This is a genomic window from Franzmannia pantelleriensis (assembly GCF_900102875.1).
Lineage (GTDB): Bacteria > Pseudomonadota > Gammaproteobacteria > Pseudomonadales > Halomonadaceae > Franzmannia > Franzmannia pantelleriensis.
On the sequence record NZ_FNGH01000002.1, the window covers coordinates 186219 to 201284 of the forward strand.

Consider the following 15066-nt stretch of genomic DNA (forward strand, 5'->3'; position numbering starts at 1 on the left):
CTGCGAGACCACCATGTCCAAGGATGCTTCCTCGTCGTTTCTCCATCCGCGCTATTGGGGGGCGGGCCTTGCCATCGGCCTGATGCGGGTCGGTGCCTGGCTGCCGTGGCGCGTCAAGCTGGTGGTGGGGCGAACCATCGGCTGGCTGGCCTGGCGTCTGGCCAAGCGCCGTCGGCGCATCACCGAAACTAATATCGCGCTGTGCTTTCCCGAGCTCGATGCAACGGCGCAGCGTAGGCTGGTGCGCGAGACCTTTCTGGCCAATGGAATCGGCATTCTCGAAACCGCCACCGGCTGGTGCCGCGACCCGGAGCATCTGCGCCATCGCGTTACCTTCAAGGGGCAGGAGCATATGGCCAGGGTGCAGGCCGAGGGCAAAGGGGCACTGATCATCGGCGTGCACTTCTCGACCCTCGATCTCGGCGGCGCGCTGCACTCGCTGTTCTTTCCCGCCGACGTGGTCTATCGACCGCACAATAACGCGCTGTTCGAGCGCTTCATGACCCGAGCCCGCAAGCGGATCTTTGGCACCGCCATCGATCGCCATGACTTGCGTGGTGTGGTGCGACGGATCAAGGCCGGGCATCACGTCTGGTACTCGCCGGATCAGGACTTCGGTCGTGATGTCAGCGTCTTTGCGCCGTTCTTCGGCGTCGACGCCGCCTCGATCAAGCTGACCGCCAAGATCGCTCGCATGACCGGCGCGCCGGTCATGCCGCTGATGTTCCATCGCAACCCGGACAATCGCACCTACACCCTCGAGTACCTGCCGCCGCTGGAGAACTTCCCCAGCGGTGACGAAGTCGCCGATGCGGCGCGCATCAACGCCTTCATCGAAGCTGCGATTCGCAAGCATCCCGAGCAGTACCTATGGCTGCATCGGCGCTTCAAGACCCGCCCGGAAGGCGAGCCGTCGTTGTATTCGTAGCCTATCGGCCAATGACACGGACTTGACGTGTCGGTCAATCCGAACAAGGCTGTAGCGGATGGCTGACATCGCGTCGGCCAATGGAGCGCCGGATCGTGGTATGGATCCGGAGGATCGATAACAGAGGAAAGGAGTTCCCATGCTTGGCAACGCCATGCTGTTTCTTATCATTGCCGTGATTGCCGCCGTACTGGGCTTTAGCGGCATTGCCGGGGTCGCATCGACCATTGCACAGATCCTGTTCGTGCTATTTCTGATCTTGTTCGTGGTCTCGCTGATTCGCGGACGACGCTGACCCCCGAGCCGAGTCGTGCTCTTAGACGACCACAAAACACGCAAGGCCCCGCCATTGGCGGGGCCTTGTGCGTTTCAGTGCAGGGCGATCAGGCGTCGATGCGCTTGTACTTCATGCGCTTGGGCGTGTCGTTACCGACCCGCTGACGGTGATCCTCTTCGTACTCCTGGTAGTTGCCCTCGAAGAACACCACCTCCGAGTCGCCCTCGAAGGCCAGAATATGCGTGGCCACCCGGTCGAGAAACCAACGGTCGTGGGAGATGATCATGGCGCAGCCGGGGAAAGCCAGCAGCGCCTCTTCCAATGCCCGCAGGGTCTCGATATCGAGGTCGTTGGAGGGTTCATCAAGCAGCAGCACGTTGGCGCCCTGCTTGAGAGTCTGCGCCAGCTGCAGGCGTCCGCGCTCACCGCCGGAGAGCTCGCTGAGTCGCTTCTGCTGGTCGTTGCCCTTGAAGTTGAAGCGGCCCACGTAGGCGCGTGACGAGACCTCATAGCCGTTGATATTGAGGATATCCTGACCACCAGAGACCGCTTCCCACACTGTCTGCTTGTCATCGAGGGCGTCGCGTAGCTGCTCGACGTAGGCGATGTCCACGGTGTCACCGAGCACCACCTCGCCGCTATCAGGCTGTTCTTTGCCGGTGATCAGCTTGAACAGCGTCGACTTGCCGGCGCCGTTGCCGCCGACGATGCCGACGATGGCGCCCTTGGGTACGCTGAACGATAGATCCTGGTAGAGCAGCTTGTCGTCGAAGCGCTTGCTGACGCCGTGGAACTCGATGACCTTGTCACCCAGGCGCGGGCCGGGCGGAATATAGATCTCGTTGGTCTCGTTGCGCTTCTGGAAGTCGCCGGACTGCATCTCCTCGAAGCGATTGAGGCGCGCCTTGCTCTTGGCCTGGCGGCCCTTGGCGTTGGAGCGAACCCACTCCAGCTCCTGCTTGATCGCCTTCTGGCGTGAGGCCTCCTGCTTGGCCTCCTGCTCGAGGCGCTTCTCCTTGGATTCCAGCCACTGTGAGTAGTTGCCCTCGAAGGGAATGCCTTGACCGCGATCAAGCTCGAGGATCCAGCCGGCGACGTTGTCGAGGAAGTAGCGGTCGTGGGTGATCGCCACCACGGTGCCGCTGTAGTCGTGCAGGAAACGCTCCAACCAGGCCACCGACTCGGCGTCGAGGTGGTTGGTGGGCTCGTCGAGCAGCAGCATGTCGGGACTCGACAGCAGCAGGCGGCACAGCGCCACCCGGCGGCGCTCACCGCCGGATAGGTTGCCCACCTGAGCCTCCCAGGGGGGCAGTCGCAGTGCCTCGGCGGCGACCTCGAGCTTACGGTCCAGGTTATGGGCGTCGGAGGCCTCGATGATGTTCTCTAGACGCGCCTGCTCGCTGGCCAGGGCGTCGAAGTCAGCGTCCGGCTCGGCGTAGGCGGCATACACGGCGTCGAGCTTTTCCTGAGCGGCCTTGATCTCGCCCAGCGCTTCCTCGACGGTCTCGCGGACGTTCTTGGCATCGTCGAGTTCGGGTTCCTGGGGCAGGTAACCGACATTGATACCTGGCATTGGCCGCGCTTCACCCTCGAACTCGGTATCCACGCCGGCCATGATGCGCAGCAGGGTCGACTTGCCCGCGCCGTTGAGGCCCAGCACGCCGATCTTGGCGCCGGGGAAGAAGGACAGTGAGATATCCTTGAGGATGTGTTTCTTGGGGGGCACGACCTTGCCCACCCGATTCATGGTGTAGACGTATTGCGCCATGGGATTCCATCTGGGTTGCGGGTTTCAGTGGCCACGATGATAGTGGCCGGGGCGACGAATGGCTAGTTTACCCAGTGGCGCCGCCCAAGATGATGTCTCGGGTTGGCGCTACTCCTCTTCGTCGTCGAGCAGCCAGTCGTCCTCGATGGCGCGCTTGAGGCGTCGCTCCTCGAGCAGGCTCTCTACCTGGCGGCGCGCGCGTAGGGTATCGGCACGCGAGCTACTGCGGGTGCGGGGTTCCTGCTCGGGGAGGTAGCTGTCGTCATTGACGGCGTCGAAAATGTCCTGCTCGTCGCTGAGGGTATTGGTGAGATGATCTCGGCGCATGCGATGCCCTCCCATGACCGGTCGAAAGATCGATAGGGCTATCTCGACGATGCTGTTGGGAGATAGCGGTCAATGGCAGCAGCGTGGCTACCATCAGGATGACGTGGCATCCTGATGGCCTTATAGCCTCGACGGCTGGGTAGAGCAAGAGGTGGGAGGCGGTTTTTTTGCTGCTCGGGTGGGTCAGGGGCTCAGTGGCCCTGCTCGGCGCGTAGCCGCTCGACCTCGAGCTGGGCTTCGACGCGCTCGGTCACATCCTTCTGGACGCCGATGTAGTAGGTCAGCTGGTCGGCGTCATCGAACATCGGGGTGATCGACAGTTCGTTCCAGAACAGCGTTCCGTCCTTGCGATAGTTGCGCAGCACTTCACGGCATGGCCGCCCCTCGGCCAGCGCCTGTCGAATGTTGTCGAGACCCGGCTGGTCGCGATCATCGTTCTGCAGGAAGCGGCAGTCGCGGTAGAGGATCTCATCGGCACTATAGCCGGTCAGGCGCTCGAAGCCCTGATTGACGTATATCAGGATGTTTTCGTCACCCTCCTGCTCGGCCACCACGATGCCGTCTTCCGAGGCATCGATGATGCGTTCCAGCAGGGCTGGGCTGATCATGGGCGGTCTTTTCATGCGCGCGCGTTCCTATCGTACCCGAGTTCGTTAACCTTCGTCTGGCTACATAATGGCCAGACGTGGCTGGCATTTCAATGTGTTGCCGTTTTGAGTGGATAATGCTCACTGCTCGACCTCGGGCAAGCGCTGGGCACAGAAGGCGGCACTCAGGGCGGTGGCGGCGAGTATCGCCAGCAGTGCGGTAGTGCCCAACCACTGGGCCAGCGCGCCGATGACACCACCCACGACCAGCATCAGCGCACCTGTGAGGGTATTCGACAGCGCTACATAGAGCGCCCGTTGGTCGTGGCTGGCCATGTCGACCAGATAGGTCTTGCGTCCCAGGCGTACCCCCGCGTGGACCACCACCAGCAGCCCGTAGCCCAGTGCATAGGGCCACACCGTCTCGCTCCAGCCACCGGGTAACCAGGCGACGCCGGCCACCAGCAGGCAGCACAGCGTGGTTCCCAGACCGGCGTCGCGCATCACTTGCCGGCTCGAGGCATCGGCGCGTTTGCCCCACAGCGGGCTGGCCAGCATTCCGGCCAGGCCCGAAATGACGATCAGAATGCCCAGTCCGCCCAGCTCAGTACCACTCTGCTGCTGGCCGAGCAGGGCGATATAGGGCAGTGCCAGGGCGCTGGCAAGCAGCAGGGCACGGGCCAGATTGAAGTGCAGAAAGTCGCGGTCGTCGCGCAGCAAACGCAGTCCCAGCTTGATACTGTCCCAGGCGTTCTCGCCGCCCTCCACGGCACCCGGTACTTCGACGATCCGTGCGGCACACAGCGCATTCAGCGCCCAGCTAAATGCCGCCACGCAAAGCAACACCGCCAACGCCAGTTCGCCGGGGCGTTCGTCGAATAGCATCAATACCGCACCGGCGATGAGGGTTGCGGCGCCCGCCACGCTGCCGCTCCAGCCCATCAGGGTACCGCGGCGCTGTTTGCTGATGGTCTTGCCCAGCACGTCCTTGGTGGCAATCGACGATATCCCCCGCGCCAGCGACAGCATTACCAGGGCCGCCAACACCAGTGCGCCGCCCACTCCCCCAGCGCCGAACAGCGCCAGCAGTGCCAGCAGCAGGGCGGCTGCGGCCTGCAGTCCGCCGCCGATGGCCCAGGCCCACTTGCGCTTGGGCTTGAGACGGATAAAACCGGCCACGAACAGCTGCGGCAGCAATGAGCCCGATTCGCGGATCGGCACCAGCAGGCCTACCATCCACAGCGGGGCGCCGATCACCCCCAGCAGCCACGGCAGCACCAACCTGGCGCTAGCCAGCTCATCGGCCAGCTTGTTACCCAGCGCTGCCAGCAGATGCAGGGAGAAATTTCGCGGTTGCTCATGACAGGCCTCATCGGGAATGTCCTTGCACATGCGGCTGTCGTCATCGCCGGTCAGCCACTCATAGAGGCGGGTCTGGCTGATGTCGGGGGCGGCCATGTAGGCTCCTTGGCTGGTATCATCGGGAGCTTCATTGTTGCGACAGGACGGCCGCGATGTCACGCATCCGCATCCACTACTGTACCCAGTGCCAATGGCTGTTACGCAGCGCTTGGCTGGCCCAAGAGTTACTTTCCACCTTTGGTGAGGCCCTTGACGAGGTCGCGTTGGTACCCAGCCACGGCGGCCATTTCGAGATTTTCTATGACCACGAGTCGATCTGGGAGCGCAAGCGCGACGATGGCTTCCCCGACAGCAAGGCGCTCAAGCGGCTGGTACGCGATCGCCTAGACCCGCAGCGTGATCTGGGGCACGTCGATCGCTGAGCCACCCTCCAAGGAGAGCACATGACACAGGAACGTCAGGCGATGCTGTGCGGCCTCGGGGCCGTCGCGCTATGGTCGACGGTGGCGACTGCCTTCAAGGTGGCGCTGGATTACATGTCGCCACTGGAGTTGATGTGGCTTGCAGCGCTGGTCTCCTGGGGGCTGCTGGGCGTACTGGTGACGCGCCAGGGCGACATGGCTGTCGCGCTGCGGCAAGGCTGGCGAACCGCCGCCTGGGCCGGGCTGATGAATCCGGTGGCTTACTATCTGCTGCTGTTTGCTGCTTACGACCGCCTGCCGGGCCAGGAGGCCATGGCTCTCAACTACACCTGGGCACTGGCCATGGCGCTGCTGGCGGTACCCATTCTCGGGCAGCGGTTGACCCGCATTGATGTTGCCGCTGGCCTGATTGCCTACGCTGGCGTGTGGGTGATCGCCACACGCGGGGCGGTGTTCGATGTGGCCTTTGCCGATCCGCTGGGGGTGGCCCTGGCCCTGGCCTCGACGCTGCTCTGGGCGCTCTATTGGCTGTTCAACGCACGTGACCATCGCCCGCCGCTGGTGGCCCAGTGGCAGAACTTCAGCGTTGGCCTGCCGGTGCTGACGCTGTTGCTGATGACGCTTGGGCCGGGACTGCAGTGGCACGGTTGGGGCGGCCTCTCGGCGGGCATCTACGTCGGATTATTCGAGATGGGTGTGGCGTTCGTGCTGTGGCAGTTTGCCGTGCAGCGTATCTCGCGTACGGCGCGAGTCGCCAATCTGATCTTCCTTTCACCACCGGTCTCGCTGCTGCTGCTGTTCCTGATAGTCGGCGAGCCGATCATGGCCTCGACCCTGGTGGGGCTGGTGCTGATCCTCGGTGGGCTTGGGCTGCAGCAGTGGCAGAAGACGCCAGCGGCTCAAGAGAGCAGCTGATATTCGAAGAGCAAATGCTTGAAGTCCTGACGCTGGTGCGCGAACAGGAAAACGGAAACCTGCTCCTGTTCCGGCCAAAGGCGATAGATGATGCGATAGCCGTCCACCAGCAGCTCTCGATAATGGCCAATGCCGAGTTCAAGGGCTAACCGGCACACAGGATAGGTATTGGGGTGAGTCGAAAGGCGTTCGACCGCGGTGGCGATGAGGTGCAGGGAAATGTCCTCTACCCTGTACAATGGGAGGCCCAGCTCGTCGAGCAAGAAGTTTTCACAGGTTTCGAGCGAGGCGTCAGCGGTCTCTTCGATTGTCACGTTCACTTGAGGCGCCGTTACATCGACTCGCCGCGTCTACTGGCGTGGCGGGCCCTGACTTTTTCCATGAATTCATCGGCGCTCATGGTCTTGCCGTCCTCGCGGCTTTTCTCGCCCAGGCTCAGCAGCTTGAGCAAGGCAATGGCCTGCTCGCGCCGCTCATGAGCCGCATACGATTGGACCACATAAGTGGGCTTCCCTTTCTGGGTAATCACCAGCGGTTCTGCTACATCGAGAGTGGCCGCATTCTGCTTCAGGTAACTGATGGTTTCAGTGCGCATGGCGATGTCCGGTTAATTCCAGAAGGTCCAATTTTAGTCCACGTATGGTTCGGTTGCCAGTCACTGGGCTGAACCACTGGCCAGCGTCGCCCCCCTTTGCTCCAACCAGCGTTCCAATTCAGGCCAGACGTTGTCCAGAATGACAGGTTGAGCGCTGGCGGTCGGGTGAATGCCATCGGACTGCATCATCCCGTCCTCCAGCGCCACGCCATCGAGCAGGAAGGGCACGAGGGCGACGTCGTACTCCTCTGCGAGGTCCCGATAGACACCGGTGAAGGCATCGCGATAGGCCTGACCGTAGTTGGGAGGGATATCGATGCCCAGCAGCAGCACCTCGGCATCCGCGGCCTGGCTGGCTTCGATCATGTCGGCCAGGTTGTGGCGCATCTGCTGCGGGGGTAGGCCGCGCAGGCCATCGTTGCCACCAAGCTCCAATAGCACCAACTGCGGTTCGTGCTGTCCCAACAGGTCGGGCAGGCGCTGGGCGCCACCGGAGGTGGTTTCGCCGCTGATGCTGGCGTTGACGACTGCCACCTCGCCATCGAGTCGCTCGTTGAGCAGATGCACCCAGCCCTCCTCTTGTTCGATGCCATATGCCGCACTGAGGCTGTCGCCCAGCACCAGCAGGGTGGGGGATGTGTCGGCATGGGCCACAGGCCATGCGATGATGGTCACGATACTTACTGCGCCCGCTACGAGCGCGCGGGCGATGCGTTGGCGCAGATCACCAGCCAACCCCAGCACAGGGAAACCGCTTGTCATGTCAAACTCCTTGAAGACGGATGCTACCGCGATTCTACACGCCCGAGGCTTGGGCAAGCAGGTCACCAGCGGCGACAAGCCGCTAACCATTTTGAGCGATCTCGACCTCGATGTGTTCCCCGGAGAGACGTTGGCGATTCTGGGTGCCAGCGGTGCCGGCAAGTCGACGCTGCTGGGGCTGCTGGCGGCGCTGGATCAGCCCACCAGCGGCGAGCTGAGCCTATTCGGTGAACCGCTGGCGAACCTCGACGAGGATGGCCGCGCCCAGCTGCGCGCCGGTCGCGTCGGCTTCGTGTTCCAGAACTTCCAACTGCTGCCCACCCTGACGGCGCTCGAGAACGTGCTGCTGCCGCTGGAGTTAGCACCACTGACCGACAGCGAGCAGCGCGGCCGTGACTGGCTGACCCGGGTGGGCCTGGGCGAGCGGCTCAGCCACCTGCCCAAGCAGCTCTCCGGCGGTGAGCAGCAGCGTGTGGCGGTTGCCCGTGCCTTTGTTACCGACCCCCAACTGGTGTTCGCCGATGAGCCCACCGGCAACCTCGACCCGGCAACTGGCAAGCGCATCATCGACCTGCTGTTTGCGCTCAACCGCGAGGCAGGCACGACGCTGGTCCTGGTCACCCACGACCATGCCCTGGCGCGGCGCTGTGACCGTTGCCTGCGTTTGGATGGCGGTCAGCTCGAGCCGCTGCTGCTGGAAGAGGTCGAGGCATGAGCAGTGTCGCTGAAAGCTCACCGTTGAGCGCCCGTCGCCACAGCCGAGGGTTCGGGGCATTGCGCTGGTCACTGCGCGGCATGCGGCGTGATCTGCGCGCCGCCGACGTGCGCGCGCTGTTCGTGGCGCTTGCCCTGGCGGTAGCCGCCTCGACCATGATCGGCTTCTTTCTCGACAGGCTGGAGCGTGGCCTGGAGCGTCAGGCCGGACAGCTGCTGGGCGGTGATCTGGCCCTGGAGCAGGGCCGGCCCTTCGATGATGCCCTGCGCCAGTTGCTGGAAGAGAACGACCTAACGGTCAGCGAGCAGATCGGCATGGTCTCCATGGTCAGCGTCGACGACGCCTTCCAGCCCGCCAGCCTCAAGGTGGTCGATGACCGCTATCCGCTGTATGGCGAGGTGCACCTCGATGCCGGTGAGGGGCTCGAACTGGTGGCGCATGGGCCCTCTCCCGGGGAGGCATGGCTGGCTCCGCGCCTGGCACAGCTGCTCGAGGTGGCGCCAGGGGACAGCGTGCGCGTCGGCGATGTCGAGCTGTTGGTGAGCGGACTGATCGAGCGCGAGCCCGATCAGTCCGGCGGCTTTGCCAACTTCAACCCGCGCCTCATGATGCACCAGGCGGACGCCGAGGCCAGCGGCCTGGTGCAGCCCGGCTCGCGCATCGAGTTCTCGTTGCTTGCACGGGGTTCACCGGCGGCGGTCGATACGGTGACGCCGCAGCTGCGCGAATTGACCGCCGAGGGTGTGGAGATTCGTGATGTGCGTCGTGACCGCCCCCAGCTTGGCAATGCGCTGGCCCGCGCCGAGCAGTACCTGAGCCTGGCCGGACTGGCCGCGGTGTTGCTTGCTGGGGTGGCGGTGGCCATGGCCACCCGTCGCTACGTCGATCGCCACCTGGATACCGCCGCGCTGCTGCGCTGCTTCGGCGCCACCCAGCGTCAGCTGACGCGACTGTTCGCCCTGCAGCTGCTGTGGCTGGCGCTGGCGGCGTCGGTGGTGGGGGCACTGCTGGGCCTCGCTGGCCAGGCCGGGTTGCTGTGGCTGCTGACCGCCTTCCTGCCCATCGAGCTGCCGCCACCGGGACCGCTGCCGCTGCTGCTCGGTGTGTTGACTGCCCTGGCGGTGCTGGCCGGCTTTGCTGGGCCGACGCTGCTGCGCCTCAAGCGTGTCAGCGCGCTCAAGGTGCTGCGCCGCGAGCTCGACCCGTTGCCCGCCTCGGCGTGGCTAGTGGTGGTCGTGGCCAGCCTGGTCTTCGGTGGCTTGCTGTGGCTCTACTCGGGTGACCCGCAGCTCGCCTTCGGTCTGCTGCTCGGTGGCTTGATCATGCTGGTGGTGCTGTGGGGGCTCGGGGCGCTGCTGTTGGGCGTGGTGCTGCGCCTGGCCACGCGTCTGCCCCAGGGCGGTGCCAAGCGCCAGGCGCTGCGCCTCGGTGCCCAGCAGCTGGCGCGGCGGCGCAGTGCCAGCCTTGGCCAACTGCTGGCGTTCTCGGTGACCTTCGCTGCCATGGCGATGATCGCGCTGGTACGTGGCGACCTGTTGACCACCTGGCAGGATCAGCTGCCGGAGGATACGCCCAACTACTTCGCCATCAATATCCAGCCCGGCGAGCGCGACGCCTTTATCGACACCCTCGACGATGCCGTCGACGAGCGCACCACCCTCTACCCGATGGTGCGCGGCCGTATCTCGGCGATCAATGACCAGCCCCCACGCGATGCGGTACCCGCCGACGCCCGCAGCGACGGTTCGCTGCGTCGCGAGCTCAACCTCACCTGGCGCGAGACGTTGCCCGACGGTAACCGGCTGGTGGCTGGCCAATGGTTCGATGCCGGTCCCGGCGTGACCGAGGGGCGGGTGCCGATCTCGGTAGAAGATGGGCTCGCCGAGCGACTGGGCCTGTCGCTGGGCGACACCATGACCTTTAGTATCGGGAGCGATGAGATCGTCGGCGAGCTCACCAGCCTGCGCAATCTGGACTGGGACAGCTTCCGGCCCAACTTCTTCGTGATCTTCCCGCCCGAGGTGCTGGAGCGCTATGGCCATAGCTATATCACCGCCTTCCACCTCGACCGCGAGCGCGATGACATCAGCCGCGCCCTGGTGCGTGAGTTCCCCGGGGTGTCGCTGCTCAACGTCGAGGCAATCCTCGGCCAGGTACGCGAACTGCTGACCCAGGTCACTCGTGCAGTGGAGTTCGTGCTCGGCTTCGTGCTGCTGGCGGGGGTTAGCGTGCTGTATGCGGCGCTCACCGCCAGCCGTCCGACCCGCGCCCACGAGAGCGGCTTACTGCGGGTGTTCGGTGCCGGTGACCGCTTGATCTCGCGGGTCCAGGGCGCCGAGTTTGCCATCCTCGGCTTTGCCAGTGGCCTGATGGGCGCGCTGCTCGCCGAGCTGGCCGCGGCGGGGGTCTATCTCGCCTGGTTCGACCTCGCCCCGAGAATCCACTGGGGCCTGTGGCTCACGCTGCCGCTGGGCGGTGCGTTGCTGATCGGCGTGATCGGCCATGCGCTGTCGCGTAGCGTACGCCGCCAGACGCCGATGCAGAGCTTGGGCTTGCTTGGTGAAGCGTGAGTCGCTCTTGGCTTTAGCCAGGCTAAAGCCAAGGTGAGAAATACTCGGGCGCCTATGACCCCCTTTCATGTGAAAGGGGGCGGGGCCTGGGGTATCATAATGTCTCTCGATTTCTCCTATCGCTCGCCCCCGATTGAGGACCCACGACGATGTTCAGCCGTGATATGACGATTGCCGGTTTCGATGATGCCCTGCTGGATGCGATGAACAAGGAAGTCGCACGCCAGGAGGCGCACATCGAGCTGATCGCTTCCGAGAACTATGCAAGCCCCCGAGTGATGGAAGCTCAGGGCAGCCAGCTCACCAACAAGTATGCGGAAGGCTACCCCGGCAAGCGCTACTACGGCGGCTGCGAATACGTCGATATCGTCGAGCAGTTGGCCATCGACTACGCCAAGCAGCTGTTCGGCGCCAGCTACGCCAACGTCCAGCCGCACTCCGGTTCCCAGGCCAACGGCGCGGTCTTCCAGGCGCTGGTCAAGCCCGGTGATACCATCCTCGGCATGAGCCTCGACGCCGGCGGTCACCTGACCCACGGCGCCAAGCCCAACTTCTCGGGCAAGCATTACAACGCGGTGCAGTACGGCCTTGGCGAAGACGGCCTGATCGATTACGCAGAGGTCGCGCGCCTGGCTCGCGAGCACCAGCCGAAGATGATCATCGCCGGCTTCTCGGCCTACTCCCAGATCATCGACTGGGCCAAGTTCCGCGAGATTGCCGACGAGGTAGGCGCCTACCTGCTGGTCGACATGGCCCACGTCGCCGGGCTGGTGGCGGCAGGCGTCTACCCGACGCCGCTGCCCCATGCGCACGTGGTCACTACCACCACCCACAAGACCCTGCGCGGCCCGCGTGGCGGCCTGATCCTCTCCAGCGAGAACGATGCCGACATCGAGAAGAAGCTGCAGTCGGCGGTCTTCCCGGGTGGCCAGGGCGGCCCGCTGGAACACGTTATCGCCGCCAAGGCGATCTGCTTCAAGGAGGCCATGGCGCCGGACTTCAAGGCCTACCAGCAGCAGGTGGTCAAGAATGCTCAGGCGATGGCCGGCGTGTTCATCGAACGCGGCTTCGACGTGGTCTCCGGCGGTACCGAGGATCACCTCTTCCTTTTGTCGCTGGTCAAGCAGGGCCTCACCGGCAAGGACGCCGACGCCGCCCTGGGCCGCGCCCATATCACCGTCAACAAGAACGCCGTACCCGGTGACCCGCAGAGCCCCTTCGTGACCTCGGGGCTGCGTATCGGTACTCCGGCGGTGACCACCCGCGGCTTCGGCGAGGCTGAGTGCAAGGATCTCGCCGGCTGGATCTGCGATATCCTCGACGTGATGGCCAAAGGCGAGAGCAGCGAGGGCATCGAGGCCGAGGTCAAGGCCAAGGTCGAGGCGGTCTGTGCCCGTTTGCCGGTGTATCGCGACTGATCGACACGCTGCTTTGCTGACATCGCAGGATCAAGCGCTCCGCCTCGGCGGAGCGTTTTGCTATGCGCATATTGCATTGTTTTGGTGCAGTTGGGTGCGCCGGGTTGGTGCGTAGGGTTGGCGCCTAACGGTGCCCGATCAGGCAATACTCCTTGCGGGGCCTGACGGACCGGTGATCACGGCGAACTGGCACGCCACGTGCTAGTGTCACCAGTAATGTGCCGCCATGCGCACTCCCTTGCACGCCAGCAGGTGCCGTATGAATCACGCTCCCGTGTTACCGCCACGCCTGGTCTTCACCGATCTCGACGGCTCGCTGCTCGACCATGACAGCTACGACTGGTCGCCGGCCAAACCGTGGCTTGGGCGCCTCGCGGCGGCGGGCGTCACGGTGATCCCGGTGACCAGCAAGACCCGCGCTGAGCTGCTTTCGCTGCGGCTCGAGCTGGGCCTGGCCAGGAGCCCATTCATCGCCGAGAACGGCGCGGTGATCGGGCTGCCGCCGGCCTGGCAGCATGCGCGGCTGGATCGCGACCCTGCCGCCCCCCATGGCCTGGTGATCAAGACGCCGGGGCTGGATATCGGCTTTATTCGCACCCGACTCGAGGTGATCCGTGAGCGGCTTGGCGTGCGTTTTCAGGGCATGGGCGGTATGTCCCTCGATAAGATAATCGCCCTGACCGGGCTGTCCGAGCCGGCGGCTCGCCAGGCCCGGGTGCGCGAGGGTAGCGAGCCACTGATCTGGCAGGACGACGACGCGGCGCTTTCGCGCTTTCGCCAGGCACTGGCTGATGATGGCCTGCAGCTGACCCGCGGCGGGCGTTTCTGGCATGTGATGGGGGAAGTGCACAAGGGCGCCTCGGTGGACTGGTTGATCGAGCGCTTCACGTCGCTGCGCGGTAGCCGGCCCCTCACAATGGGGCTAGGCGATGGGCCGAATGACGTCCCCATGCTCGACGCGGTGGACCGGGCAGTGCTGATCCCCGGCCACCATGGCCAGCGCGTCGAGGTCGGCAACCCGATGCTCTACTGCGCCACGGGCGATGGTCCCAGGGGCTGGGTGGAAGGGCTCGAACACTGGTGGGGCGACGAGATTCCCGAGGCCGTCGGTGACGGCGCCAATGGCAAGGAGCGCGAGCGATGAGCGATTTCTATCAGAACGGTATCATTACCAACTTCCATAACCTGACCCAGCGGCCGATAGAGGCGCTGGAGGCCGATCTGGTGCGCTTCTCGATGCGCCGGCCCATGGGCCTGATCCTGCCGTCGCTCTACTCCGAGCTGGAGGGGCCGGCGCTGTCGCATATCGTCGATGAGCTGGCCAAGGTGCCGTATCTCTCCGAGATCGTCATTGGCCTGGATCGCGCCGACCGCGAGCAGTTCCTCCACGCCCGCGAGTTCTTCTCGCGGCTGCCGCAACATCATCGCATCCTGTGGAACGACGGCCCACGGCTCAAGGCGCTCGACGAGGAGTTGGCCGCCGAGAACATCTCGCCCCAGGAGCCGGGCAAGGGGCGCAACGTATGGTTCTGCTCCGGCTATATCCAGGCCTCGCGACGCGCCGAGGCGGTGGCGCTGCACGACTGCGATATCGTCACCTACGACCGCAGCCTGCTGGCCAGGCTGATCTACCCGGTGGCGCATCCCCAGTTCAACTATGAGTTCTGCAAGGGCTACTATTCACGTATCGCCGACGGCAAGCTCAACGGTCGCGTGGCACGACTGATGGTGACCCCGCTGATCCGGGCGCTGAAGAAGATCTATGGCCCGCTGCCCTATCTCGATTACCTGGACAGCTACCGCTATCCGCTCTCCGGCGAGTTCTCGATGCGCGCCGACGTGCTCAACGGCATCCGTATCCCCAGCGACTGGGGGCTCGAGATCGGCGTGCTCTCCGAGGTGCACCGCAACTACTCCACCAAGCGGCTGTGCCAGGTGGATATCGCCGATATCTACGATCACAAGCATCAGCCGGTCTCGCAGGAAGACCCGTCAGGCGGGCTCAATCGCATGAGCCTGGATATTGCCAAGGCGCTGTATCGCAAGCTGGCCACCCTTGGCGTACAGATCAACGCCGAAAGTTTCCGCACCATCAAGGCCACCTACTACCGCATCGCCCTGGACCTGATCGAGGCCTATGACAACGATGCCATGATGAATGGCCTGAAGCTCGACCGGCATAGCGAAGAGCAGGCGGTTGAGCTGTTCGCCAGCAATATCATGGAGGCCGGCGCGGCGTTTCTCGACAACCCCCGCGACAAGCCCTTCATTCCCAGCTGGAACCGCGTGCAGGCCGCCATCCCGGATCTGCTCGAGCGCATGCACGCCGCGGTGGAACTCGACAACCAGGGGAAGGTATAGCCTCAGCCCAACGGCTGTACTGGATCAACGCCGGCTCGCCTTATCTCGCATATGCTGGA

General features: G+C 64.3%; 16 protein-coding genes. 9 read left to right on the plus strand and 7 right to left on the minus strand.

Annotated elements, in window-relative coordinates; genetic code table 11:
- Positions 1 to 13: 13 nt before the first annotated feature.
- Together lpxL and BLT16_RS02915 are read left to right on the plus strand one after the other, a co-directional pair.
- Positions 14 to 928 carry an LpxL/LpxP family Kdo(2)-lipid IV(A) lauroyl/palmitoleoyl acyltransferase gene (lpxL, locus tag BLT16_RS02910; protein WP_089657277.1) on the plus strand — a complete coding sequence of 305 codons (915 nt, stop codon included), beginning with the start codon at positions 14 to 16 and terminating at the stop codon, positions 926 to 928.
- A 139-nt stretch (positions 929 to 1067) separates the two neighbouring features.
- Positions 1068 to 1223, plus strand: coding sequence for a DUF1328 domain-containing protein (locus tag BLT16_RS02915; protein ID WP_089657029.1), 156 nt, complete (start codon positions 1068 to 1070; stop codon positions 1221 to 1223).
- Between the two features lie 88 nt (positions 1224 to 1311).
- On the opposite strand, the gene ettA is transcribed toward BLT16_RS02915, so the two are convergent.
- The 4 genes from ettA to BLT16_RS02935 form a co-directional block, all read right to left on the minus strand.
- Positions 1312 to 2973, minus strand: a complete 1662-nt coding sequence (gene ettA, locus BLT16_RS02920; RefSeq protein WP_089657030.1) for an energy-dependent translational throttle protein EttA — start codon at positions 2971 to 2973, stop codon at positions 1312 to 1314.
- 108 nt (positions 2974 to 3081) lie between these two features.
- Positions 3082 to 3300 carry a PA3496 family putative envelope integrity protein gene (locus BLT16_RS02925; protein ID WP_176817141.1) on the minus strand — a complete coding sequence of 73 codons (219 nt, stop codon included), beginning with the start codon at positions 3298 to 3300 and terminating at the stop codon, positions 3082 to 3084.
- Between the two features lie 191 nt (positions 3301 to 3491).
- Entirely contained in the window at positions 3492 to 3923 is a 432-nt protein-coding gene (locus tag BLT16_RS02930) for a PAS domain-containing protein (protein WP_089657032.1), read from the minus strand.
- A 105-nt stretch (positions 3924 to 4028) separates the two neighbouring features.
- Positions 4029 to 5345, minus strand: a complete 1317-nt coding sequence (locus tag BLT16_RS02935; protein ID WP_089657033.1) for an MFS transporter — start codon at positions 5343 to 5345, stop codon at positions 4029 to 4031.
- Between the two features lie 56 nt (positions 5346 to 5401).
- On the opposite strand from BLT16_RS02935, the gene BLT16_RS02940 reads away from it, so the two are divergent.
- Both BLT16_RS02940 and BLT16_RS02945 read left to right on the plus strand, forming a co-directional pair.
- Positions 5402 to 5671, plus strand: coding sequence for an Rdx family protein (locus tag BLT16_RS02940; RefSeq protein WP_089657034.1), 270 nt, complete (start codon positions 5402 to 5404; stop codon positions 5669 to 5671).
- A 21-nt stretch (positions 5672 to 5692) separates the two neighbouring features.
- On the plus strand, positions 5693 to 6586 hold the full coding sequence (locus BLT16_RS02945; RefSeq protein ID WP_089657035.1) for a DMT family transporter: 894 nt from the start codon (positions 5693 to 5695) through the stop codon (positions 6584 to 6586).
- Here BLT16_RS02945 and BLT16_RS02950 read toward each other — a convergent pair.
- Genes BLT16_RS02950 through BLT16_RS02960 form a run of 3 tightly spaced genes read right to left on the minus strand, consistent with a single transcriptional unit; the run spans position 6571 to position 7943 of the window.
- Positions 6571 to 6906: a type II toxin-antitoxin system RelE/ParE family toxin gene (locus BLT16_RS02950; protein WP_089657036.1), complete on the minus strand. Its 336-nt coding sequence runs from the start codon at positions 6904 to 6906 to the stop codon at positions 6571 to 6573. The two genes, BLT16_RS02945 and BLT16_RS02950, sit on opposite strands and share 16 nt — an antisense overlap.
- Before the next feature lie 11 nt (positions 6907 to 6917).
- Positions 6918 to 7181 (minus strand): type II toxin-antitoxin system Phd/YefM family antitoxin, encoded by a 264-nt coding sequence (locus BLT16_RS02955; RefSeq protein WP_089657037.1) that lies wholly within the window; start codon positions 7179 to 7181, stop codon positions 6918 to 6920.
- Between the two features lie 60 nt (positions 7182 to 7241).
- A complete protein-coding gene (locus BLT16_RS02960) occupies positions 7242 to 7943 on the minus strand; it encodes an arylesterase (protein WP_089657038.1) in 702 nt (233 codons plus the stop codon).
- Between BLT16_RS02960 and BLT16_RS02965 the strand changes: the two genes are divergently transcribed.
- The 5 genes from BLT16_RS02965 to BLT16_RS02985 all read left to right on the plus strand — a co-directional run bounded on the left by BLT16_RS02965 (position 7942) and on the right by BLT16_RS02985 (position 15007).
- Positions 7942 to 8658: an ABC transporter ATP-binding protein gene (locus tag BLT16_RS02965; protein WP_089657039.1), complete on the plus strand. Its 717-nt coding sequence runs from the start codon at positions 7942 to 7944 to the stop codon at positions 8656 to 8658. The genes BLT16_RS02960 and BLT16_RS02965 overlap by 2 nt on opposite strands.
- Positions 8659 to 8738: 80 nt before the next feature.
- Positions 8739 to 11228 (plus strand): ABC transporter permease, encoded by a 2490-nt coding sequence (locus BLT16_RS02970; RefSeq protein WP_089657278.1) that lies wholly within the window; start codon positions 8739 to 8741, stop codon positions 11226 to 11228.
- 149 nt (positions 11229 to 11377) lie between these two features.
- The gene (glyA, locus tag BLT16_RS02975) at positions 11378 to 12646 is read left to right on the plus strand and encodes a serine hydroxymethyltransferase (protein WP_089657040.1); all 1269 of its coding nucleotides are present in this window, start codon (positions 11378 to 11380) and stop codon (positions 12644 to 12646) included.
- 259 nt (positions 12647 to 12905) lie between these two features.
- Positions 12906 to 13790 (plus strand): HAD-IIB family hydrolase, encoded by an 885-nt coding sequence (locus BLT16_RS02980; protein ID WP_245701411.1) that lies wholly within the window; start codon positions 12906 to 12908, stop codon positions 13788 to 13790.
- Positions 13787 to 15007: a glycosyltransferase family protein gene (locus BLT16_RS02985; RefSeq protein ID WP_089657042.1), complete on the plus strand. Its 1221-nt coding sequence runs from the start codon at positions 13787 to 13789 to the stop codon at positions 15005 to 15007. Before BLT16_RS02980 ends, BLT16_RS02985 begins: the two co-directional genes overlap by 4 nt.
- The last annotated feature ends 59 nt before the right edge of the window (positions 15008 to 15066 follow it).

Excerpts from the sequence above, each read along its gene's own strand:
- lpxL (WP_089657277.1), top strand. The coding sequence starts at position 14 with ATGTCCAAGGATGCTTCCTCGTCGTTTCTCCATCCGCGCTATTGGGGG.
- BLT16_RS02915 (WP_089657029.1), top strand. The coding sequence starts at position 1,068 with ATGCTTGGCAACGCCATGCTGTTTCTTATCATTGCCGTGATTGCCGCC.
- ettA (WP_089657030.1), bottom strand. The coding sequence starts at position 2,973 with ATGGCGCAATACGTCTACACCATGAATCGGGTGGGCAAGGTCGTGCCC.
- BLT16_RS02925 (WP_176817141.1), bottom strand. The coding sequence starts at position 3,300 with ATGCGCCGAGATCATCTCACCAATACCCTCAGCGACGAGCAGGACATT.
- BLT16_RS02930 (WP_089657032.1), bottom strand. The coding sequence starts at position 3,923 with ATGAAAAGACCGCCCATGATCAGCCCAGCCCTGCTGGAACGCATCATC.
- BLT16_RS02935 (WP_089657033.1), bottom strand. The coding sequence starts at position 5,345 with ATGGCCGCCCCCGACATCAGCCAGACCCGCCTCTATGAGTGGCTGACC.
- BLT16_RS02940 (WP_089657034.1), top strand. The coding sequence starts at position 5,402 with ATGTCACGCATCCGCATCCACTACTGTACCCAGTGCCAATGGCTGTTA.
- BLT16_RS02945 (WP_089657035.1), top strand. The coding sequence starts at position 5,693 with ATGACACAGGAACGTCAGGCGATGCTGTGCGGCCTCGGGGCCGTCGCG.
- BLT16_RS02955 (WP_089657037.1), bottom strand. The coding sequence starts at position 7,181 with ATGCGCACTGAAACCATCAGTTACCTGAAGCAGAATGCGGCCACTCTC.
- BLT16_RS02965 (WP_089657039.1), top strand. The coding sequence starts at position 7,942 with ATGTCAAACTCCTTGAAGACGGATGCTACCGCGATTCTACACGCCCGA.
- BLT16_RS02960 (WP_089657038.1), bottom strand. The coding sequence starts at position 7,943 with ATGACAAGCGGTTTCCCTGTGCTGGGGTTGGCTGGTGATCTGCGCCAA.
- BLT16_RS02970 (WP_089657278.1), top strand. The coding sequence starts at position 8,739 with ATGCGGCGTGATCTGCGCGCCGCCGACGTGCGCGCGCTGTTCGTGGCG.
- glyA (WP_089657040.1), top strand. The coding sequence starts at position 11,378 with ATGTTCAGCCGTGATATGACGATTGCCGGTTTCGATGATGCCCTGCTG.
- BLT16_RS02980 (WP_245701411.1), top strand. The coding sequence starts at position 12,906 with ATGAATCACGCTCCCGTGTTACCGCCACGCCTGGTCTTCACCGATCTC.
- BLT16_RS02985 (WP_089657042.1), top strand. The coding sequence starts at position 13,787 with ATGAGCGATTTCTATCAGAACGGTATCATTACCAACTTCCATAACCTG.